General features: G+C 56.8%; 10 protein-coding genes. 4 read left to right on the top strand and 6 right to left on the bottom strand.

Translation table 11 applies throughout. The annotated features are described in order from the left end of the window. Positions 1-306: 306 nt before the first annotated feature. The 3 genes from C0V73_RS20740 to C0V73_RS20730 all read left to right on the top strand — a co-directional run bounded on the left by C0V73_RS20740 (position 307) and on the right by C0V73_RS20730 (position 3,949). Positions 307-1,515 (top strand): glycosyltransferase, encoded by a 1,209-nt coding sequence (locus tag C0V73_RS20740; protein ID WP_102021920.1) that lies wholly within the window; start codon positions 307-309, stop codon positions 1,513-1,515. Positions 1,516-1,601: 86 nt separating this feature from the next. Further along, positions 1,602-2,957 carry an oligosaccharide flippase family protein gene (locus C0V73_RS20735; RefSeq protein WP_102021919.1) on the top strand — a complete coding sequence of 452 codons (1,356 nt, stop codon included), beginning with the start codon at positions 1,602-1,604 and terminating at the stop codon, positions 2,955-2,957. After that, the gene (locus C0V73_RS20730; RefSeq protein ID WP_245408051.1) at positions 2,954-3,949 is read left to right on the top strand and encodes a glycosyltransferase; all 996 of its coding nucleotides are present in this window, start codon (positions 2,954-2,956) and stop codon (positions 3,947-3,949) included. The genes C0V73_RS20735 and C0V73_RS20730 overlap by 4 nt, the downstream gene beginning before the upstream one ends. Before the next feature lie 10 nt (positions 3,950-3,959). Here the strand turns inward: C0V73_RS20730 and C0V73_RS20725 are convergent, their stop codons facing one another. Continuing rightward, positions 3,960-5,168, bottom strand: a complete 1,209-nt coding sequence (locus C0V73_RS20725; RefSeq protein WP_102021918.1) for a glycosyltransferase family 2 protein — start codon at positions 5,166-5,168, stop codon at positions 3,960-3,962. 264 nt (positions 5,169-5,432) lie between these two features. Between C0V73_RS20725 and C0V73_RS20720 the strand changes: the two genes are divergently transcribed. Next, positions 5,433-11,942 (top strand): type I polyketide synthase, encoded by a 6,510-nt coding sequence (locus C0V73_RS20720; RefSeq protein ID WP_245408050.1) that lies wholly within the window; start codon positions 5,433-5,435, stop codon positions 11,940-11,942. Between the two features lie 33 nt (positions 11,943-11,975). Here C0V73_RS20720 and C0V73_RS20715 read toward each other — a convergent pair whose 3' ends face one another. From C0V73_RS20715 to C0V73_RS20695, 5 genes are all read right to left on the bottom strand, one after another. After that, positions 11,976-13,175 carry a glycosyltransferase family 4 protein gene (locus C0V73_RS20715; RefSeq protein WP_102021916.1) on the bottom strand — a complete coding sequence of 400 codons (1,200 nt, stop codon included), beginning with the start codon at positions 13,173-13,175 and terminating at the stop codon, positions 11,976-11,978. Between the two features lie 796 nt (positions 13,176-13,971). After that, positions 13,972-14,634, bottom strand: coding sequence for a sugar transferase (locus tag C0V73_RS20710; protein WP_245408060.1), 663 nt, complete (start codon positions 14,632-14,634; stop codon positions 13,972-13,974). Positions 14,635-15,263: 629 nt separating this feature from the next. Continuing rightward, positions 15,264-16,874, bottom strand: a complete 1,611-nt coding sequence (locus tag C0V73_RS20705; RefSeq protein WP_102021914.1) for a tyrosine-protein kinase domain-containing protein — start codon at positions 16,872-16,874, stop codon at positions 15,264-15,266. Between the two features lie 87 nt (positions 16,875-16,961). After that, a complete protein-coding gene (locus C0V73_RS20700; RefSeq protein ID WP_280951017.1) occupies positions 16,962-18,137 on the bottom strand; it encodes a polysaccharide biosynthesis/export family protein in 1,176 nt (391 codons plus the stop codon). A gap of 235 nt (positions 18,138-18,372) precedes the next feature. Then, positions 18,373-19,668 carry an O-antigen ligase family protein gene (locus C0V73_RS20695; protein WP_102021912.1) on the bottom strand — a complete coding sequence of 432 codons (1,296 nt, stop codon included), beginning with the start codon at positions 19,666-19,668 and terminating at the stop codon, positions 18,373-18,375. Between the last annotated feature and the right edge of the window lie 63 nt (positions 19,669-19,731).

The raw sequence follows: 19,731 nt of genomic DNA, 5'->3' as shown, positions 1-19,731 counted from the left end.
TATCTGCGAAAGAGCTGGCGATAATGTTGAATATGACCCACTATCCTTAGATTGGCTGAAAAAACCTGCTAAATCAATTCTTAACTGTCGGTCGGCGACCTTGTGTGCGCATGGAACATGGACGTTTTAATTATCTGCTATGTAATCCTGTCTAGAGATTAAAGCCGGCGTTAGTCCTGATGAATACCGTTTTGCTATACGCGTATCGAAAAAGGAAGTTTTTGGCTGCAGCCTTCTTGTGATCTCTCGATCAGAGGCAGCCGGTATGGTCAGTTTTGCGATGCTTTTGTTCGTGTAGGGAATTTTATGAAGATCGGTTATTTCTTGAACACCTACCCTGTGCCGAGTGCTACATTCATCAGGCGCGAGATTGAGGCGCTTGAGGCGCGCGGGCAGGTCGTTGTCCGGTTTGCTGCGCGAAAGTTCGCAACTGCCCTTGTCGATGAACGGGACCTCGCGGAAGCATCGCAAACAGCCTACCTTCTACAGGGACGTGGCATAACGCTTCTGGCGTCTTTCACGCGTGAACTACTTCGTAATCCGCGCGGGATAGGGCGAGCGCTGGTTGCGTCCATGAAGCTCTTCAGGGATGGAAAGGCGGGCGTCGTTCAGCACGCTGCCTATCTGATGCAGGCAGCCGACCTCCGGCAGAAAGCGCGCCGCGCCGATATCGACCATTTCCATGCGCATTATGGGACCAACGCGACCACGGTGGTGATGCTGTCGCATCTGATGGGTGGGCCTCGGTACAGCTTTACCGCCCACGGACCAGACGAATTTGTCAACGAGACCGTGCCGAATTTTGGACTGAAGATCCAGCATGCGGCTTTCGTCATCGCTATCTCCGACTATTGCCGTAACCTATTGGTCGAGCGATGCTTGTCTGCACGCGATCACGAAAAGATAGTGATCGCCCGATGCGGTCTCAATCTTGATGAATTCCAGCCTTGCGCACCGGTGGCGTCAAACAATCACACCTTCGTCTGTGTTGGTCGGCTTTGTCCGCAGAAGGGCCAGGTCCACATCCCTGCAGCCGTAGCCGTGCTTCGTGAGGAGTTTCCTGATCTGCGGGTCCTGCTTGTCGGAGACGGTGAAAGTCGCTCAGAGATCGAGGCGGAAGCTGAACGCCTTGGTCTGGGAGGGGACCGGATTGTCTTAAAAGGTTGGGCGGCCAACGCGCAGGTAAAGCGTCTGATTTGCGAAAGCCGCGCGCTGCTGCTGCCCAGTTACCATGAGGGCTTGCCGATTGTCCTGATGGAGGCCTTGGCCTTGGCTCGTCCGGTCGTCACGACCAGGATCACCGCCATCCCCGAGTTAGTCGATCCGAGTTGCGGCTGGCTGGTGGCGCCGGGAAATCACGATGAACTCGTGGTGGCCTTGCGGTCAGCCCTTCTCGCCACGCCCGAACAGCTGAGCACGATGGGGTTGGCCGGCCAGCAGCGCGTCGCGCAACTGCATAACATCCACGATCTCGCAGAGGCGCTATGCCGAAATATCGAGGCAGCCGCTCACTGATCCTTTGATGCCCCTGCGTCGCGCGGAAACGCATTCTCTCCCCCAGCCCGTCTCGCCCGGACGGCCTGGCCCACGAAAGTAAACTGATGTCGTCCATCTCAGAGAAGCGGATTTTCAACGGCGCCCTTTGGACCGTGGGAACCTATGCGTTGACTGTGGCGCTTCGCTTCGGCTCCAATGTCGTGCTGACCCGGCTCGTCACACCAGATGTCTTCGGGGTGGTCATGATCGTCACCACCCTGAAGATCGGGATGGAACTTCTGACCGATGTCGGGATCGGCCAATCTGTTGTGCGCAACGAAAACGCCGACGATGCGCGGTTTCGCTATACGGCCTGGACGCTCCAGGTTCTGCGCAGTTTCCTTCTCTGCACACTGCTGTTGCTCGCTTCCTATCCGCTTGGCGCGTATTACGATGTGCCTCCCGGCGTCATACAGTTGGCTGCGCTGACCATCGTAGCGCTTGGCTCCGCCTCGACGGCTCTCTACTATATGCAACGGCATATGCAGTTGAAGACACTGAACATCTTCGATCTGGTTTGCGATATTGCCTCAACTGTTTTTGTGCTTGTTTTCGCCTATTTCAGCCCGACGGTCTGGTCGATCATGATCGCCAGTGTCGTTGCGGCCTTCTTCCGTGCTGCGACAAGCTATCTGCTCCCGGACGCCCGCAACTGGTTTGCCTGGGAGGCGGTTTATGTTCGTGAAGTCCTCTCCTTTGGGAAATGGATATTCCTGTCTTCGATGCTTGTCTTTCTTGCCAACAGCTTCGACAAGCTCTTCCTGGCGCAATCTCTGCCGCTTGCGGTTTTCGGTATCTATGCGATCGCAAGGACAATTTCGGAGCTACCCGCGACCCTGGTTGCAAGGGTCAGTTTTCAACTGGTGTTCCCATTGATTTCAGCCAACTCTGCTGAAGTTCGCGCAACACTGCGACAGCAACTCGGGCCAATGCGCCTCAAGCTTCTGCTGGTTGTGTCCGTCGGCTTAGCGCTGACTGTCGCCCTGTCTGATGTCGCCGTCGCAATCATCTATGATGCACGCTATGGCGAAGCGGGCTGGATGCTTGCCTTGCTCCTCGTCGCGTCCTGGTTCGCAATTTTGTGCACCGTGAACGAGTATACGATGATGGGGGTCGGCAAGCCCGCCTATGGCGTGGCAGGGAACATCGTCAAGCTTCTGGCCCTCGTGTGCCTCACTCCTGTCGGAGTTCACTACCTTGGTCTTCCCGGGGCCATACTCGCCATTATTGCCGGAGAAATCCTGCGCTACCTTCCGGTGCTTCGCGGACAATTTGCGGAGGGTCTGTCCTTTGTTCGGCAAGACCTTCTGCTCCACCTGGTCTTTTTCTCAGCGCTCGCAGTGTTTCTCCTCCTGCGTTTTGAAATCGGCTATGGCACGCCCTTCGATGCGATCTCGTTGCCGGCATGGAGCACACTATGACGGATATGCCCGACCAGGGCCTGAACGATGTCGGTGTCGTCTTGATCGGGCGCAACGAGGGCGCTCGTCTCCTTGGTTGCCTTGCATCCCTGGGAGACCTCGCTTCAAGAGGAGTCTATGTGGATTCCGGTTCCACCGATGGCAGCGTCGAAGCAGCGAAGCGGATGGGTCTAACAGTGGTCATACTGCCTTCCGACCAGCCATTCACGGCCGCACGCGCACGCAACGCCGGTTTTGAGGAATTAGCGAAATTGGTGCCAAACCTTGCTTTCGTGCAATTCGTCGACGGCGACTGTCAACTTGCCAGTGGTTGGGTGGAAACAGCGCGTGCCGTCATGGTCGCCAACCCCGGAATGGCCGTGGTCTGCGGGCGCCGGCGTGAGATGTTTCCGGAGACCTCAATATACAATCAGCTTTGCGACGAAGAATGGAACACACCGGTCGGCGAGGCGGAGGCCTGTGGGGGCGATTGCCTTGTTCGATGCAGTGCCTTTCGCGAAGTCGGTGGCTACGACTCGGAATTGATTGCAGGTGAAGAACCTGAAATGTGTTTGAGGATGCGCGAGCGTGGCTGGAAGATCTGGCGGATTAACGCGGAAATGACCCTGCACGATGTCGATATCAGACACTTCCACCAGTGGTTCAAGCGCTCGGTCCGGGCAGGACATGCCTATGCAGAAATCTTTATGCTTCACAGAAGGTCCCAGAAACGGATCTGGGGCGTCAATTTGCAACGCTCGTTGGTGTGGGGTGCCTTTATACCGGCGCTGGCATTGATCGGCGGGGTGATCCATTCCGGAGTGTTTCTGCTTCTGGTGCTTTACCCCGTCCAGATATTCCGCTTGGCTTGGCGAACTGGGATGACAGAACGCACAAGTTACAAACGCGCAAGCCTTATGGTTCTAGGTAAATTTGCTGAAGCAAAGGGGGTCGCCCATTATGCTGCGGGGCTGCTTTCCAAGCAGCGGAAAGCAATAATCGAGTACAAGTAGGCAGTTGAACTCACTCGCCGCTCCGGCTGCGATCTGTTCGTATCCAGGATGACGTTCTCGTGCGTGCAAGATTGAGGGGAGCAGACGCTAGTCTCGTCAGGATCAACCATACGGCACGCATGGCGGCGCGCGGCGGGAGTATCTCCTGGCCGAATTTTACCCACGCAACGAACGTCATCGCCATTGCCACGGTCAGATTGAAAAAGGCAACAAGGACCGCCGGTAAGGCCGCTTCTGCAAGGAGGCTGGCGATCAGACTGATGGCGAAGAGCAGGCCGAGCAAGAGAATAAAAACGGTCAATGGCGGAATGGCAGTCGCCACAGCCGCCAGCGCTGCAGCTAGCTTCCCCTGATAAAGTGCTGTCGGAAGAGCGCGCAAGGCCGTCGAGATCAAAGTGATGTGGCCTTTGATCCAGCGTCCACGCTGTGTGGCCAGCCCGGTCATCGTTTCCGGGAACGCGCTCAGAACGACGGCGCGTTCACAAAACAGAGGTGGGTGGCCTGCGAGAGCGAGATTCAGGCCCATCTTCATATCTTCGGCAAGATGTCCGTCGGCAAGGTCGAGCGTGCTGATTGTCGCCCACGGAAAAGCCATTCCGCTGCCTGTCAGGTGACAGGGCAGGCCAAGCCTATGCAGGCCCCGCTGCCTCACCTTGTTCTTCAAGCTGAATGCGAATTCGCTGACCTTTGTACTTAAAGGCGCGTCGGCTGGAGATGTCATCAGATAGAGTGATTGTGTCGGCCGGCCGCTATTGGATGCGGCTGCCGTAAGCCAGCTCAAGGCTTGCCGCTCGGGGAAGCAGTCAGCATCAACGATAATGACTACGGCTGGGGGTGACAGCGCAATATGCCGGATGCCGGCGTCGAGAGCAAAACCCTTTCCCCTCCGTGATGGATCATGCCGCTCTATGACTTCAGCCCCCGCGGCGCGTGCGATGATCGCGGTTTTGTCAGAGCAGTTGTCGGCAACAACCAGAAGCCTGTCGCCCGGAGCCATTGCCGCACGGATTGCCATAAGCGTGGCGCCAATTCCTGTCTCCTCGTCGTGAGCGGGTACCAAGATTGCAACCGGTCCCGCAGCATTCGGCTTTATCGATCCGTTTTCTTTCTGTGGCAAAAGTGACGCGAGAATCTGGGCAGCATACATCAGCACCAGAACCAAAGCGCCAATGTTCAAAACGAGGAGTGGCCACGCTATCACATGTTCACTCAAAGCCAATTGAAGCTCCTCGCAAGGCCTTTTCGCGTTGGCTTTGCCAGCTGCGAAGGCTCTGAAATAAAAATACTACCCAATTTAGTCCATGCCGAAAATCTTGTTCAACCTATGTTGCGTTTCGGGCAAGGTCAATTCACACTTGTCTCCATGCTTAAGTAGACGCCTGTTAACGTTCCCCTGCTTTGATTAGACAACTTGGATTTCATTCTTTTAGTCCGGTTCTAAGCAGGTTTATGATTTTTCTGATTTTCGAGAAGCGCTTGAAAAATGCAAGAAATGACTGATGTGTCGCCGAGTGACGTTGCAATTGTTGGTATGGCGCTTCGCGTGCCAGGTGCGGCGACAACGGATCAATTCTGGCAGAACCTGAAGGCCGGCGTGGAATCTATCCGGACGGTTCCGGACGAGGAGGCTCTCGCAGCCGGTGAATCGGCGGTGCGGCTTCAGCATCCCAACTATGTCGGGCGCACAGCCGATGTTGCGGACATGGAATTGTTCGACGCTGAGTTCTTCGGGTTGAGCCCGAAGGAAGCGGCGATCATGGACCCCCAGCATCGCAAGTTTCTCGAATGTGCCTGGGAAGCCATGGAGGCGGCCGGCCGCACACCCAATACATTGGCAGGTCCCATTGGCGTCTTCGCAGGCTGCGGCATGGGGAGCTACTTCTATTTCAACATCTGCAGCAACCCGCAACTGGTCGACGAAACCGGTATGTTCCTTCTGCGGCATACCGGGAATGACAAGGACTTTCTTGCGACAAGGGCGTCCTTCTCGTTCGATCTGCGGGGACCGAGCGTCAACGTGCAGACCGCCTGTTCCACGTCGCTGGTTGCTGTGCATTATGCCTGCCAGAGCCTCCTCAGCGGGGAATGCGACATGGCGCTTGCAGGCGGCTCAACGATCGAACTGCCGCATCGCAGGGGATACGTCTTCCAGGACGGAGAAATCCTTTCGCCAGACGGGCATTGTCGGCCATTCGATCATCGCGCCGCCGGCACAATTTTCGGTAGTGGAGCGGGTGTCGTGGTCTTGCGCCGGCTGGCGGACGCAATCGCTGATGGAGACATCATTCACGGGGTGATCAAGGCATCCGCGGTGAATAATGACGGAGCGAGCAAGGCTGGTTATCTGGCGCCGAGTGTGACGGGACAGGCGGAAGCGATCATCGAAGCACAAGGATTGGGTGGAATCGACGCTGATACGATCCAGTTCGTGGAGTGTCATGGCACGGGAACGGCTCTCGGCGATCCGATTGAAATCGAAGCGCTGACACAGGCGTTCCGTCAAAGCACCAGCAAGACCGGATTTTGCCATGTGGGCTCCGTCAAATCGAACATAGGCCATCTTGATACCGCAGCCGGCGTCGTGGGCCTCATCAAGGCGACACTTGCTGTACAGCATGGGGAAATCCCGCCGACCCTGGGCTTTGAAAAGCCCAACCCTGCTATCGATTTCACCAGCAGTCCGTTCCTGGTCAACAGTCAGCTTGAACCCTGGCCGAAGGTGATGGGGCCGCGACGCGCAGCTGTGAATTCACTTGGCGTCGGCGGCACCAATGCCCATGTGATCATTGAAGAAGCGCCGCGCACCTCTTTCAACGCTGCTGCAGCCAGTGACGCGGGAAGCATTCTGGTGTTCAGTGCGAAGAGCCGGAAGGCCCTGGAGGAGCAGGTAGCGCGGCTGGGGCAGGCGCTTGAGGCAAACCCGGATCTGACCACTCTGGACGCCGCTCATACGCTGCTGAACGGCCGGAAGCACTTCGAACATCGCCGGGTCGTGGCTGTGCGTGGGCGCGACGATGCGCTTGCGGTCCTGCCTGGCAATGATGAAAAGCGGATCTTCTCCCACACGGTGATTGATGGAACGGCCGAAGCCGTCTTCATGTTTCCAGGCGGCGGCGCCCAGCATGTCGGAATGGTCCAAAGCCTCTATCGTGAGGATGCTCGTTTCAGGGCCTGGATTGACGAAGGCCTGTCCTATCTTCCGTCCAAGGCCGCCACTGACATACGAGCTGCATGGTTTGCTGAGGACAGTCAGTCAGAGGCCGCGCAGGCATTTCTCCTTCCATCGCTGCAGTTGCCCGCGATCCTCATTGCCGAGATTGCAACCGCGCGCCTTTGGATGCATTGGGGACTTCGCCCATCCGCATTGATTGGCCATTCCATGGGCGAAAACGCTGCGGCATGTATCGCTGGGGTCATGTCCTACCGCGATGTGGTCAACCTCGTTCGCTTGCGTGGTGAGCTTTTTGATAGTGTTGAACCCGGTGGCATGCTCAGCGTGCCCCTTTCCGCAACTCATCTGCAGTCGCTGCTTCCACCTGAGCTCGACCTTGCTTCGGTGAACGCGCCGGAACTATGCGTTGTATCGGGTCGTGACGCTGACCTCGACCGCTTTGCAAGCGAATTGGCGCAACGGGGTATCGACACCAGCCGAATCCAGATCAATATCGCTGCGCATTCTCGCATGCTTGATGCTGTGCTTCCGCGCTTCGAGGCCTTTTTGCGTGAGATCCGGTTGAGTGCACCGACGATCCCAATCCTGTCCAATCTGACGGGCGAACCATTGTCCGACAACGATGCGCGCGATCCCCGCTACTGGGTCCAGCATTTGCGCTCGACGGTCCTGTTTGCCAAAGGCATGGCCAAACTGGCTGATGGTCCCGCCAGGGTCTATATCGAGGTTGGCCCTGGGCGTGCGCTGTCGTCGCTTGCCAAGGCGCAGCCCGGCATAGAAGCCAATCGGGTTATCAACACCCTCCCGCATCCCGAGCACGAGACCGACGACCGCATTCATTTTATTTCGGCGGTTGGACGGGCCTGGGCGCTTGGCTTGCCAATCGAGCCGGTTGATCCAGACGCCAGCGCAAAAGGGCGTTTGGTCACGTTGCCGACTTACGCCTTCCAGAGGCAGCGCTACTTCATAGAACCGAACAAGACCGTTGCAGTACACGAGGACACAGCGGCGCTTCTGCGACAGGCTGACATGAAGGATTGGGGATACAGGCCTTGCTGGCGGCAAGTCGCTTCAGATGCTCCGCTCGATTCCGAACTCGAACCATCGTCCTGGCTGGTCTTTCTGGATGAAACCGGGATCGGCGAGGGCCTAGTGGCGCGGTTGCGCCAGAAGGGTCACGAAGTCACCACCGTTTCGGTCGGCGATGGATTTGAACAAATCTCACCGCAATCCTATCAGCTGTGCCCGGAGGACGGGAAGGCGGGCTATGATGCCCTGGTGTCGAGCCTTGTGGAAGGAACAGGCTTCCCGTCTCAGGTCGTGCATCTCTGGCTGGTGACCGCTGACGAGACCCATCGGCGCGGGTCGAGCTTCTTTGAAAAAATGCAGGAACATGGCTTCTACAGCCTGTTCCATCTTGCCCAGGCAATGGGGGATGCTGCGGTTGCCGATGTCCACATGACCGTCGTGACGAATGGCATGCAGCGGCTCGGCGATGAGCCACCGCCTTATCCCGGCAAGGCGACGGTCCTCGGGCCGGCCCTGGTCATTCCGAAGGAACTGGATGGGGTCACGGTCCGCGTCATTGACACCGAGCTTCCGCTCGCCAAGCAGGATCTTGACCGGAGATGGTGGAAGCGTGATGCCCCGGCGGCGTCCTCACGAGTCGATATTGGCGATACTGCCGATTTCGAGTTTCTGTGGGAAGAAATGTCTGCGTCCCCGGTGAGCGAGGTTGTCGCTTATCGGCGGGGTCGTCGATACAAAGCAGGTCACATGCCGCTGCCTTTGCCGGAGGCGAGTTCCAAGCCGCAATTCCGATCGGGTGGCGTCTATCTCCTGACAGGGGGGCTGGGCGACCTATCTCTCGTCATCGCCCGGGAACTCATTGAGCGCTACCAGGCGCGCGTGATCCTTGTCGGTCGCACCAAGCTTCCAGAGCGCAGTGAATGGCAGCTTTACCGCCGTCTGCATCGGGGCGACGACCGAATTGCCCGTGCCATCAAAGTGCTGCAGGAATTTGAAGCGCAGGGCGCAGAGGTTTTTTATGCCGCGGCCGATGTCTGTAACGCAGAACAGATGGCAACAGCCATCGCGCAGGGCAAGCAGAGATTCGGCACAATTCATGGCGTTCTGCATACGGCAGGGGCCGTCCAGGACAATCTCATCCAGCTGAAGTCGCGCGACGAAATCGAGAAGGTGCTTGCGCCCAAGGTGTATGGTACAGACGTGCTGCACCGGCTCCTGAAGGACGAGCCGCTTGACCTTCTGGTCCTCTTTTCCTCGAGCAGCACCGATATTGCGCCTGCGGGTCAGGTCGACTACGTGGCGGCCAACGCCTATCTGAATGCTTATGCCGAAAGTGCAGCGGCAGAGGGCCGGCGAACGGTTGCCGTGCATTGGGGTATTTGGAACGAGGTCGGAATTGGAGCACGTGCAGTGAGTGCTCCCGCTCGGCCGCACGGCGGATGGACCGATGACGTCTCCCACGGTGCCCTGTTTAAGCGATGGGTCGAAGACCGAGACGGCACTTTGTGGCTTGAATTCGATGCCAGCCCCAAAAGCCATTGGCTCTGGAACGAACATCGCCTGGTTTCCGGCCAACCCATCCTGCCGGGGACGGGATATATCGAGCTGATGCTGCAGGCCGCGGTAGAATACGGCTTCGGCCCGAATGTTGACTTCGCAGATCTGGTCTTCCTTGGGATGCTCGATATCGCAGATGGCACGGTCAAACGCGTCCGTTGCCGGATCGAGGCGCATGACAACGGTCTGCGCGCTTTCGTGACTGCCGGCCCTGATGACGGCGAGCAAGACGCATTCCGCATCTGTGCGGAAGCCATGATTGTTCCGCAAGCTGCAGCGCCAGCGGCCACAGAGGCATTCATGCCTGACCATGCGGACAGCCGTTGGATCTCGACATCCGAAGCTCCCGACGGCCGGGCACTGGTATCCGCGCAAGAGGGTCGGGTGAAGTTCGGCCCGCGCTGGGCTGTTCTCAGAAAGCTCTCATTGGGCAAGACGGAGGCCCTTGCCACGCTCGGATTGCCGGAACAGTTTTGCATGGACATGAGTGAAGGCTGGCACCTTCATCCGGCCTTGCTCGATATCGCGACCGGATATGCAATGGATCTTGTTCCGGATTATGGTCGCTCGGGCGTCCTTTGGGCTCCGATTTCATACGGACGTATACGCGTATCGGGTAATCTCCCAGCTGTCATCCGCAGCCATGTGCGCCTTCAAGACGCGGGCCAGATGGAAGCAGGATATGCGGTCTTTGATGTGACAATCGCCGATCCTGATGGACGCATCTTGCTGCAGATAGATCGTTTCATGGTGAAGCGGCTGGCCGCCGATACCGGATTTGCGGCAGGGGCGCAGATCGCGGATGCAACGAGACGGCCTACCGTCAACGGGGGCGCGTATCCGGTTGCCGCAGATTTTGCCTTTCAGGTTAGCCAGGGCATCCGGCCTTCCGAAGGGTTCGACCTTCTGGAACGTGCGCTCGCGACTGGCAAGACGCAGCCCATCCTTTCTTCCATGCCGCTTGCCCAATTGATCCAGAAGGCTGCGCGGCGCACTCAGGCCACGCAAAAAGCAGGCGTCCAGCTCTTCGACAGACCCGATCTGGACACCGACTATGTCGCGCCACGAAGCGAGACAGAACGGAGACTTGCCGCGTGCTGGAGTGAACTGCTCGGGGTCGAGCGGGTCGGGATCCACGACAACTTCTTCGATATTGGCGGACATTCGCTGATCGCGGTGCGGCTGTTTCGAATGATCGACAAGATCTTTGGCGTCGATCTGCCGATTTCTGTCCTGTTTCGTGCAGCAACCATTGCCGCCTGCGCTGACTTGATCGATCAGAAGGTGCCGGCGGATACGCCGACATCGTTGGATGCCGGTGCTGGCGCCATTCTTGACGCGCCGACGCATCTGGTCGCGATGAGCGATGGGCCGGACAATTCGCGCCGCCCAGTGTTTCTTTGCGCAGGGATGTTTGGCAACGTGTTGAACCTTCGGGCTCTCGCCTTGCAACTGGGGCAAGACCGACCGGTTTACTGCTTGCAGGCGCGCGGCCTTTATGCGGGCCAGGAGCCCCATGAAACCTTTGAGGCTGCGGCACGGGATTGCCTTGCCGAAATTCGACGCGTGCAGCCGCACGGTCCCTACAGTCTTGGTGGGTTTTCTGGCGGTGGTTTGATTGCCTATGAGATGGCCCTTCAATTGAGGGAGGCTGGCGAGACAGTCACGCAGCTCTTCATGCTGGACACGCCGCTTCCGGAAAAGACCCATCTGACACTGCTCGACCGCGTCTTGATGAAGCTGCAGGATGTACGGCGCGATCGCGGACGGTTTGTCGCCAACTGGATCGACAGCCGGCGTCGCTGGGCCGAATACCAGCAAACGCAAAAGGAAGCTTTGGGAGAAAAGCCTAAGCCAGTCGATCTGCACAATGAACGGGTTCACCAAGCGTTTCTGCGAGCGCTGGAGCGCTATCGTGTTGCGCCCTATGATGGAGAGGTGGTGTTGCTGCGGCCCAAGCTTAAGGTCTTGTATCACATCACCGGCGGTCGGAAATTGCAGGAAGGGCGCAACATCGCTTCACACGACAATGGTTGGTCGGCGCACTGCCCCAATCTGACGGTGATCGAGGTGCCGGGCGATCATGACACCATGGTCTTGAACCCGAATGTGCGGGTCATGTCCGAGAAGATGCGCCAGTATCTCCGATTGGCGGATGGCGAACCCGCATGCCGTACCATGCGTCTCGGATCGTCGCGAGCAGACTCAAGGTATACAGTGCGAAGTGCGGGCTGATTCACTCGAACATGGGAAGTACTTCAGAGCCCATCACTGCTTGGGTGAGTAGTGCGCCGACCAGCTTTCGGCAACGCTGTCCCAGGTGAAAGCGGCCTGTGCTCGCGCATTTGCCGCAGCACCGATACGGGTGGCCAGAACTGGATCTGCAGCCAACAGGTTCATCGCCTTCGCAAGCTCTGCGACCACAGCGTCCTCACCGTCAGGTTCAATGAATAGCGCGCTGTTATCGTCGGCCAGCAATACGGGCCCGCCCCAACGAAGTGTCAGCACCGGTAGACCCAGCGCCATTGCTTCCTGGATGACGATCCCGTTTGCTTCCGCCAAGGTGGGAAACACGAAGCCGCGATATCGGCGCAATTCAGATAATTGTTCATGTGCTAGCCAGCCTGGGAAAGACACGCGTTCTGCCACCCCGAGGCTTGTTGCTAGCTCTTCGAGAGATGCGCGCATATAGCCATCCCCGAAGATGGTGACACAAATATCATCGTCCGCCGCTGCCACTGCTTTGATCGTCAGGTCATAAGCCTTGTACGCGTCGAAACGCCCTAGCGCGACGAAATGTGGGTTGCGCCCATCGTGCCGGGCGGGGTCTAGCCCAATCAGCGCAGTGGACACGCCTGCATCCAATACGTCAACCATCCTCGCTTCTGCTACGCCAGCCAGCCTCAGAGCTGCCCGCGTTCGTTCGCCCCCCGAAACTAGTACTGTTTCGGCCCGACGTTTATCCCCGAACAGTGCCCCGAAGAATCGCTGCGTTAGACCATAAAGCGATTCTTGTACGCGCTGCTTGCGTCCTGCGCGGTATCGAAATGCCGGCGGGTAAACAAGGTTACCGTTTAACGGCCCCATTACCACACGATAACCCTTGGGCGGAAAGCGTAGAGTAACCGGCGAAATCGGACAAATGTAATGTAAAAGGGTTGTGGCGCGGTCGAGGTCTTTTGTTAGTCGTGCAGCCGTGCGGTGAAAGTACACGCTCACCAGAGGACGTAAAATGCGGCTATGCCACAGAAACGCCTGAAGCGGCGTCTCCTCGACCCAGAGAACGCGTTCGGCGGGCAACCGAAGTTCCAACTCCTGCCGGTTCCGTCCATGGGTAACAAGTACCGCATCAATGCCCTGGTCTAACAACCAGCGAAAGTACTGATAGGCCTTGATCGCTTCGCCCCCCATTTTGGTTCCGGCATTAGGTGCGATCAGCACTACTTTTGGTTGATTTTGCGTCAGCATTCGCAGGGTGCCTCTGGTCGTGTCATCGCTCTTAAGATTCGAACCCCCGAGTTTGATGCGATGCTTCGTACAGAAGTTGGCGGCCTCGAAGGAGATCTTTCACTCTGTGTTGGAGTTATCTTTTTCATGGACGCGCGGCGTTGGATGTCGCAGGGGATGAATAGTCGATGTAAAAGATGTAGTACACTGTGCTTCGCCCCATCACTAATCAAAGGTTCCCAAGACGCTTTCTACATGATCTCAAATTTCCTGAGTATTTCTTTCGCATCAAGGAATTTCCGTTGTTTAGTAGATGGCTTTCCCAGGATCTATTCTGAATATCAGCGTCGCGATTGTTCGACCCGGTTCTCGGCCGGTTGAACCGGTTTCTGGAAAAAATTCGGTCCTCCATAGGACGATAGTTTTTGGCAGTAGATCGCGACGTCTCCAGAGTGCGCGGAAACTTCGAAGCGAAATCCCTAGCCTCTCCGTCTTGGCAGTGACTTGATGCCTAATGCGTAAAAAGAACGGCTTGAAAAAGTTGGCTTGTTTAGCGCTCAAGTGCAGCCGGCTCGCGGTGTTAATGGACATAAACTGGCTCTTCCATGTCCGTACCTTAACCTTGCGTCTGTCAGTCGCTACAGGTGAAAGGCGCGCTCTTGCCGTCTGCAGGGCAATTGCGCATCGATGCCTAAGATGATGCTGGACTCAAGCCAGCTAGAGGAAATGATCGACTTCGTGGACAGATATGGGGGTATCCACTTCCATTCTTTCCCGTGTTCACAGCATGGCAATCTTGTCGCCATATCATGGCTGGCTAAAAACCTGTGCCGCCTCTGAGCTCATTCCTGATCGTTGCAAAAAGGATCCACAAGTCGAGCCAGATGCTGTAGTTCTGTATGTAGTACAGATCACATGCTATTCTGGATTTGGCCTTGGACGGTCTGTCAGTCGGGCCTCGTAAGCCGCGAACTTGCGCAAGGCCGGTCAGGCCGGGCTTCACGGCATGGCGTGCTGCATAATTGGGGACAAGCTCTTCGTAGGGCACTCCTGCAGCCATCATTCCAATGGCGTGACACCGTGGCCCTACCAGAGACATGTTGCCGATCAGGATGTTCCACAATTGCGGGAGCTCGTCGATATTCGTTCGCCGCAGCCAGGTTCCCATCAATGTAAGTCGTGGATCTTTGTGAACGGTCTGTTTTACACCGGTTGTGTCGCACTCATCGATCTTCATCGATCGGAACTTGTAGATGACTATCTCGCTGCCGCCTTTGCCCCATCTCTTTTGTTTGAAGAGTATCGGTCCAGGGCTATCCAGCTTGATAAGTATCGCCACAGCCAGAAGGGCGGGCAGAAAGAAAATCAAGGCGCTGGCCGAAACGAGGATGTCAAACAACCGTTTCAGCTTTGAATTAGCGGCAATTCGAGCACGTGTATTTGCTTGATGCCAGGCGAATCCAGCATGTTGGCGCCGCATATTTACAGGTCGCCGATGTGATGCCGGAAGGTACGCCATTAAATCACCACATGCTCAAAGTAGAATAACAATATGCTGCCCCATGAGTATATGGGGGTCTTGGTTTATTATCAACCAGTTGTTAACCTTCGCCTGCATTTTCGAGTCATTGCAACGCATTGACTCGCGTTTAGTGCTTTCCACCCAGAAAAGGACCGAAAGTGCACGCCTGTTCACAACTGGCGTGGGGCAAACCGAGTAAAAATGCAGATGTCCCCATCAAGCAAAGGGGCGCGGACAATCAGAAATCGCCCGATAGGTCACTTCGTGACGCTGGCAGTATTATTCCTGTCGAGACTTACATCCGCCCCATGAAAGAGGCCCACCGCGGCAACGACCACCGCAGACCAGCACGCAGCCGAAAAGATCGCGGCGAACAGCAGTGCCTTAATTCGTGGTGTCATGGTCTCTCTCAAGCGTGCCCGACAATCGAGAATCAGTTGTCGCAAGCAAACCTAGCATAATTGTGTCACGCGATATCATGTGACGCCAGCCGAAAGCCGCGTGAGAAATCACGGGCAATTTCCGGCAAGCCATTCCCGGGGAGTTTTGGTTCGGAAGGGTCGTTCAGCCGCGGCTTGTCTGGTTCGTCAAGCGCGCGAAAGCGCTCTTTGCTTTTGAAGCAGGGTCGCCGAGGGAGAAAAGACACGCCTCATACGTGAGCGGTCTGCTCGGTTGAGCACGATCCCTGCAAGCTTTGAGTGGAAGCGCGGATTGAGCACCAAGGCTGCTTGCAGCAAATCACTTGTTACCCGGCCCCATTCAAGCACCATGACGAAGTGATCAACCATGTGGGCAGCAGATTGTACATCACCGATTGCCACCAGTGGCGGCAGGTCGATAACGACAACGTCGTATTTTGCGAAAAGCGCAGCCAAGCGTGTATTTGCCTTCGCATCCGACCAGTTCACTTGGGTCGTCCGCTCCCCGGGCTTGTGCTCACGGGGTGCATATTTGCCGAGAGGCAGGAGTTCGAGGCCGGTTTTTTCGTCGCGGACAACGTGAACGAGGAGTCCATCCCCGTCACTCCCCAAGATGTCGGAGAGGCCTTTTGCATTTCCCGCGTTGAGAAGGCGGGACAGCTGGCTATTGTAGAGCTGTCCGTCAACCAGCAAGGTGCGCTGACCCTGTAACACTTTCATGGCCGCATAATTGGCAGCAATAGTCGTTGTGCCTTCGCCAGCGACGGTCGACGTGAAGCCGACGATCAACGGAGCGCCATGCCCATTTGTCGTCGTTGCGGTGGCGTCGACATGACGAAGCGTGTGCCAGAGTTGCGCCCGTTCGCCATTGGTGATCATGGCCAAGACAGCGAGACTTTGTCTATCGCCCCGAGCACCAGGTGTTCGAAGCGTCGGCACAAGGCCAAGGCAGGGCCTGCCCGTGATGCCTGTGATTTTTTCGGGAGTTTTTATCCGCTTGTCGATTGCCGCAAGCGCAAGGACCAGAGTGATAGCGCTTGCTGCGCCGACGCTGATCGCTGCGGCGATCAGAAGTACCCCACGAATATTGCTTTTGTCGACAGGAGGCAGCGCTTCCGAGACGATCTGGGCTTTTGGTCCGACTTCCTGAAGGCTTTCTCTCAGCCAGCTGCTCGCGGTCTCTGCTGAATCGGAGCGATCCTGATCGAGCTTTTCAAGATAGGTCGTTGATACGGTATTGGCGACTTGAGCCGCGTATTGCGGGTCTTCGGCACTAAAGCTGATGCTGACGAGATTGCTCATTCCTCGGCGCTGTACCGCAAGGGCGCGGCGAAACTCGTCGAGCGCCTTGGCGTCCGCCATCCGCCAGATCGCGTCTTCTTCGGGAGTGGCTGCAGCCTTTGGTGCTTCCACAAGCCCAAGTTTGACCAGCGCCTGATTGAGGACCGAGTCAGAGCCGATGATCTGAATCTGGGTCTCCAGGAAGGTCGGGTCAAACTGTATCTCAGAAAAATACGCATCGTCGCGACTGAGCGACAGCCTCAGGTTGTTGATATTGAGCGTCGAAACGGCCGTGTATTCCGCTGGCCGCAAAAGCACGTAAGCGACAGCCGCGCCCGCAAATATGGCGGTGATCGTGACCACGAGAGCGAGCTTGCCAAAAACAGTGCGCAGCATCCATCGCAGGTCGTAGGGACTATCCGCAGCAACCGGCAGCGAGTTCTGCGAGGCATCAATCAAATCAACCGACGGCATTCTCACCTCGAATTCCAGTGTCATGATATGTGGGGATCGGGCAGCACGGACAGGGCGCGTAACCGTTTCCGTGCTCACAAGCTCGTTGGTTGAGGACCTCAAGGATGACCATCACATCCCGTTCCTGCCCGATAGCTCCACCTTTATGATGTCTCCTGGCAAAACAGGCGTGACCTCGGTCGCGTCGATGTGTTGCATGGCTTCAGCGCGCCCCCGGATGATGGTGTAGCGCAATTCTGGTTGGGAACGGGAGGAACTGGTCGCGGCCACCTGGCCACTTTGAGCCGTAGCGCCTGCAACCAACTGGCCTAGCGTCTCCAGTTGCTGTTCGGTCTCACGCATCATGGCGCTGGTCCGCTGCAGGCCTTCCTGCGCAGTCGCTTTCCTCGTGCTTGCAAGCGTTTCAATCCGGAGCCTTGCTTCCTGCACTGCCCGCTCTGCCCGGACCTTCTCGAATTCCAACTGGCGCTTCTCGCGCTGTATGTCGAAGACGTCACGCTGAAGCGGCAGGCGGCGGTTTGTTGCAAGGCCGGCGTCTTCCAGCCGTGTCGCTTTCGCCACTTCCTCCTCGTAGGACAGGAGTTTGGCAGCGACGGTCTCGAGTTGCGTCACAATCGACTCGATCTCGGCCTGATGCAGCACGACCATGGCTTCGAGGGTCTCGGTCTGCTTGCCGTAGCTTGCCTGGCTTGCTTGGAAAAGCTCCCTTTGCTCCTCCAAGGCTCGAGCGAGCTCCGGGGAGGCGTCTGAGGGTGTGGGCGGAAAGGAGCGTTCGTTCACTTCCGCCTCATAGCGGATCTGCTCGGCGCGAAGTGTTGCCTGGCGCAGTTCCGCAACCCCGGCCTCGCCCATGCCGCTGATCGACGTTCTTGCGAGATCCCATTCGGAAATTCCCACGGCACGATATATGCCGCTGGCGATGCTCACAGCATTCACCACGAGCATTTCGGGTCGGTAGGCATATTCGCCGGGCGTTGTAACAGATCCTAGAATATAGAATGGACGATAGCCGACGATATCGACAGAGACATCTGGAAGCTGCCGCTGTCTGGATTTTTCCTGCAACCGCGTGGCTATTGAACTGGCTAGCTCTGCTGGCTCCAAGCCGCGCGCAGGGATCTCCCCGATCAGAGGCAGCGCGACGCTTCCGTTCGCGCCAATGGCAACCTCAACATTCAGCGCCGGCCACTCCGCGACATAGATCCTCAGTCGATCCTGCACGTCCAGCGTGTAAGGCTCTGAGGCGCGAGCCGGCAGGATAAGCAGAAGAAGTGTCAACAGCGACATGACTGTTGCGGAGGCGCCTCTCAGGCAGCGATCTCTCGTTGAGCTGTCGTCATATATTCTTCTGTTAATGCGAAATCTCATGGGTGCTACTCAAACGCTGCGTTACGCGATAAAAAATCTTGCCCAAGATTGTTCTGATTAAGTTCAGATTTTCATCTGACCGTATTCTATAGAGAATTTTCTTTTTAAAGCGCAGTCAAATCATTTTTTGACTGCGGCGTCTTCATAATGAATTTTAACTTGTTAATCTGCGTCTGTACCTGGATGAGACGCCAAATATTATGCCCATGGCAATCGCCATCATATACTGGATCTCCTTCGCGTAAATGATCCACTCAAGGAAAGAATGCAGATAAACAGTCACCAAAGCCATTCCGCATCCGATCAATAGCGCGCCGTCCGCACGATCTTTCATCCGAAAACCATTGCTGAACGCGATGGCCAAAGGGGTCAGCAGCATCAGAGTGAATGCAAAAAGGCCGGCGTATCCGGTTTCGGCAGCCGCCAGAAGATAGGCATTGTGCACGATCGCCCGGCGATTGCCTTCAAACGGCATCACGCCGCCTCGATCTGAGTAACCGAAGTTCTGCGCCGCGTAGACGTAATGGTTCACTCCGATGCCCATCGGGAAGTCTTTCAGAATATAGGCTGAGACATTGTTGAAGGCGGCCCTTTCATCATAGGCTTCTTCGTTCAGAGGTGCTCTTTCGAAGCGCTTCTCAAACGTCGCGATCACGACGGGTGACGCCAGTGCGACGGCCACCAAAGTGGCGGCTATCGCTGCGATTTTGCGTTGAGTGAGCCCCTGCATTGCGACAACTGCGAACGTCATTGCCATGCCGATTGCGGCCGTCCCGACAGAGCCGCGTGAGGCGGTAAAGATGAGGGCGAGCAGCGAGAGCAGAATTGTGGGGCCAAGGTAGATCAGTCTTCTCGTTCCCGACAGAAGCATGACGAGGTGAGGAAGCAAGACGAAATGGATTGCCATGCCCAGCGTGTTCTGGTGGACGAAGAGCCCGGTGTTCTGGGCAAGATCCAACCCAAAGCGTTGCCACAGCACTGCAACGAAGTTGGCGAAAAGGCCAATCACCATGCCCTTGAATATAAGATAGGGAACGCCCTCGAAGGCGCAGGCTCGGGCGACGACGCCCAAGACAAGGAATATACGGCCGAATTGCCAGATGGCGAACCCCGCAGCCAGCGGTTCGGGTGCGTAAATGGTGGTGGCCGCTGCAACTGCAAAGTAGAAGAGAAACGGCAGAAAGTAGACGAGCGGCGTTCGATGCGCTGGCAGGATGAGGAAGGCCATCACCGCGAGAAGATCGATGGCTGTTACTTCGATACCGGTCACGAAGCCGTACCAGTCTTCCCACGAAATTAGGCCGACATCAAACAGGGGTACCGAAGAAAGCGTGAAGGGCAGTGCGCCGAAGCATAACCAGAATATTCGTGTTGCCCACGCGTAACGCCTGATCAAAAGGGCTGCCGGAAAAAGACTCAATAAAAGCAGGGCGACAAACGCTAGTTTCAACACGATTTTCCTTGATAGCCCGCGATCTATCGTTTTTCTTAATCTCTAGCACAATGCGTAACC

It is taken from the genome of Rhizobium sp. TH135, assembly GCF_002855515.1.
Lineage (GTDB): Bacteria > Pseudomonadota > Alphaproteobacteria > Rhizobiales > Rhizobiaceae > Allorhizobium.
Note: the sequence above shows the minus strand (reverse complement) of the source record. Positions and strands in the feature narration are given on the sequence as shown.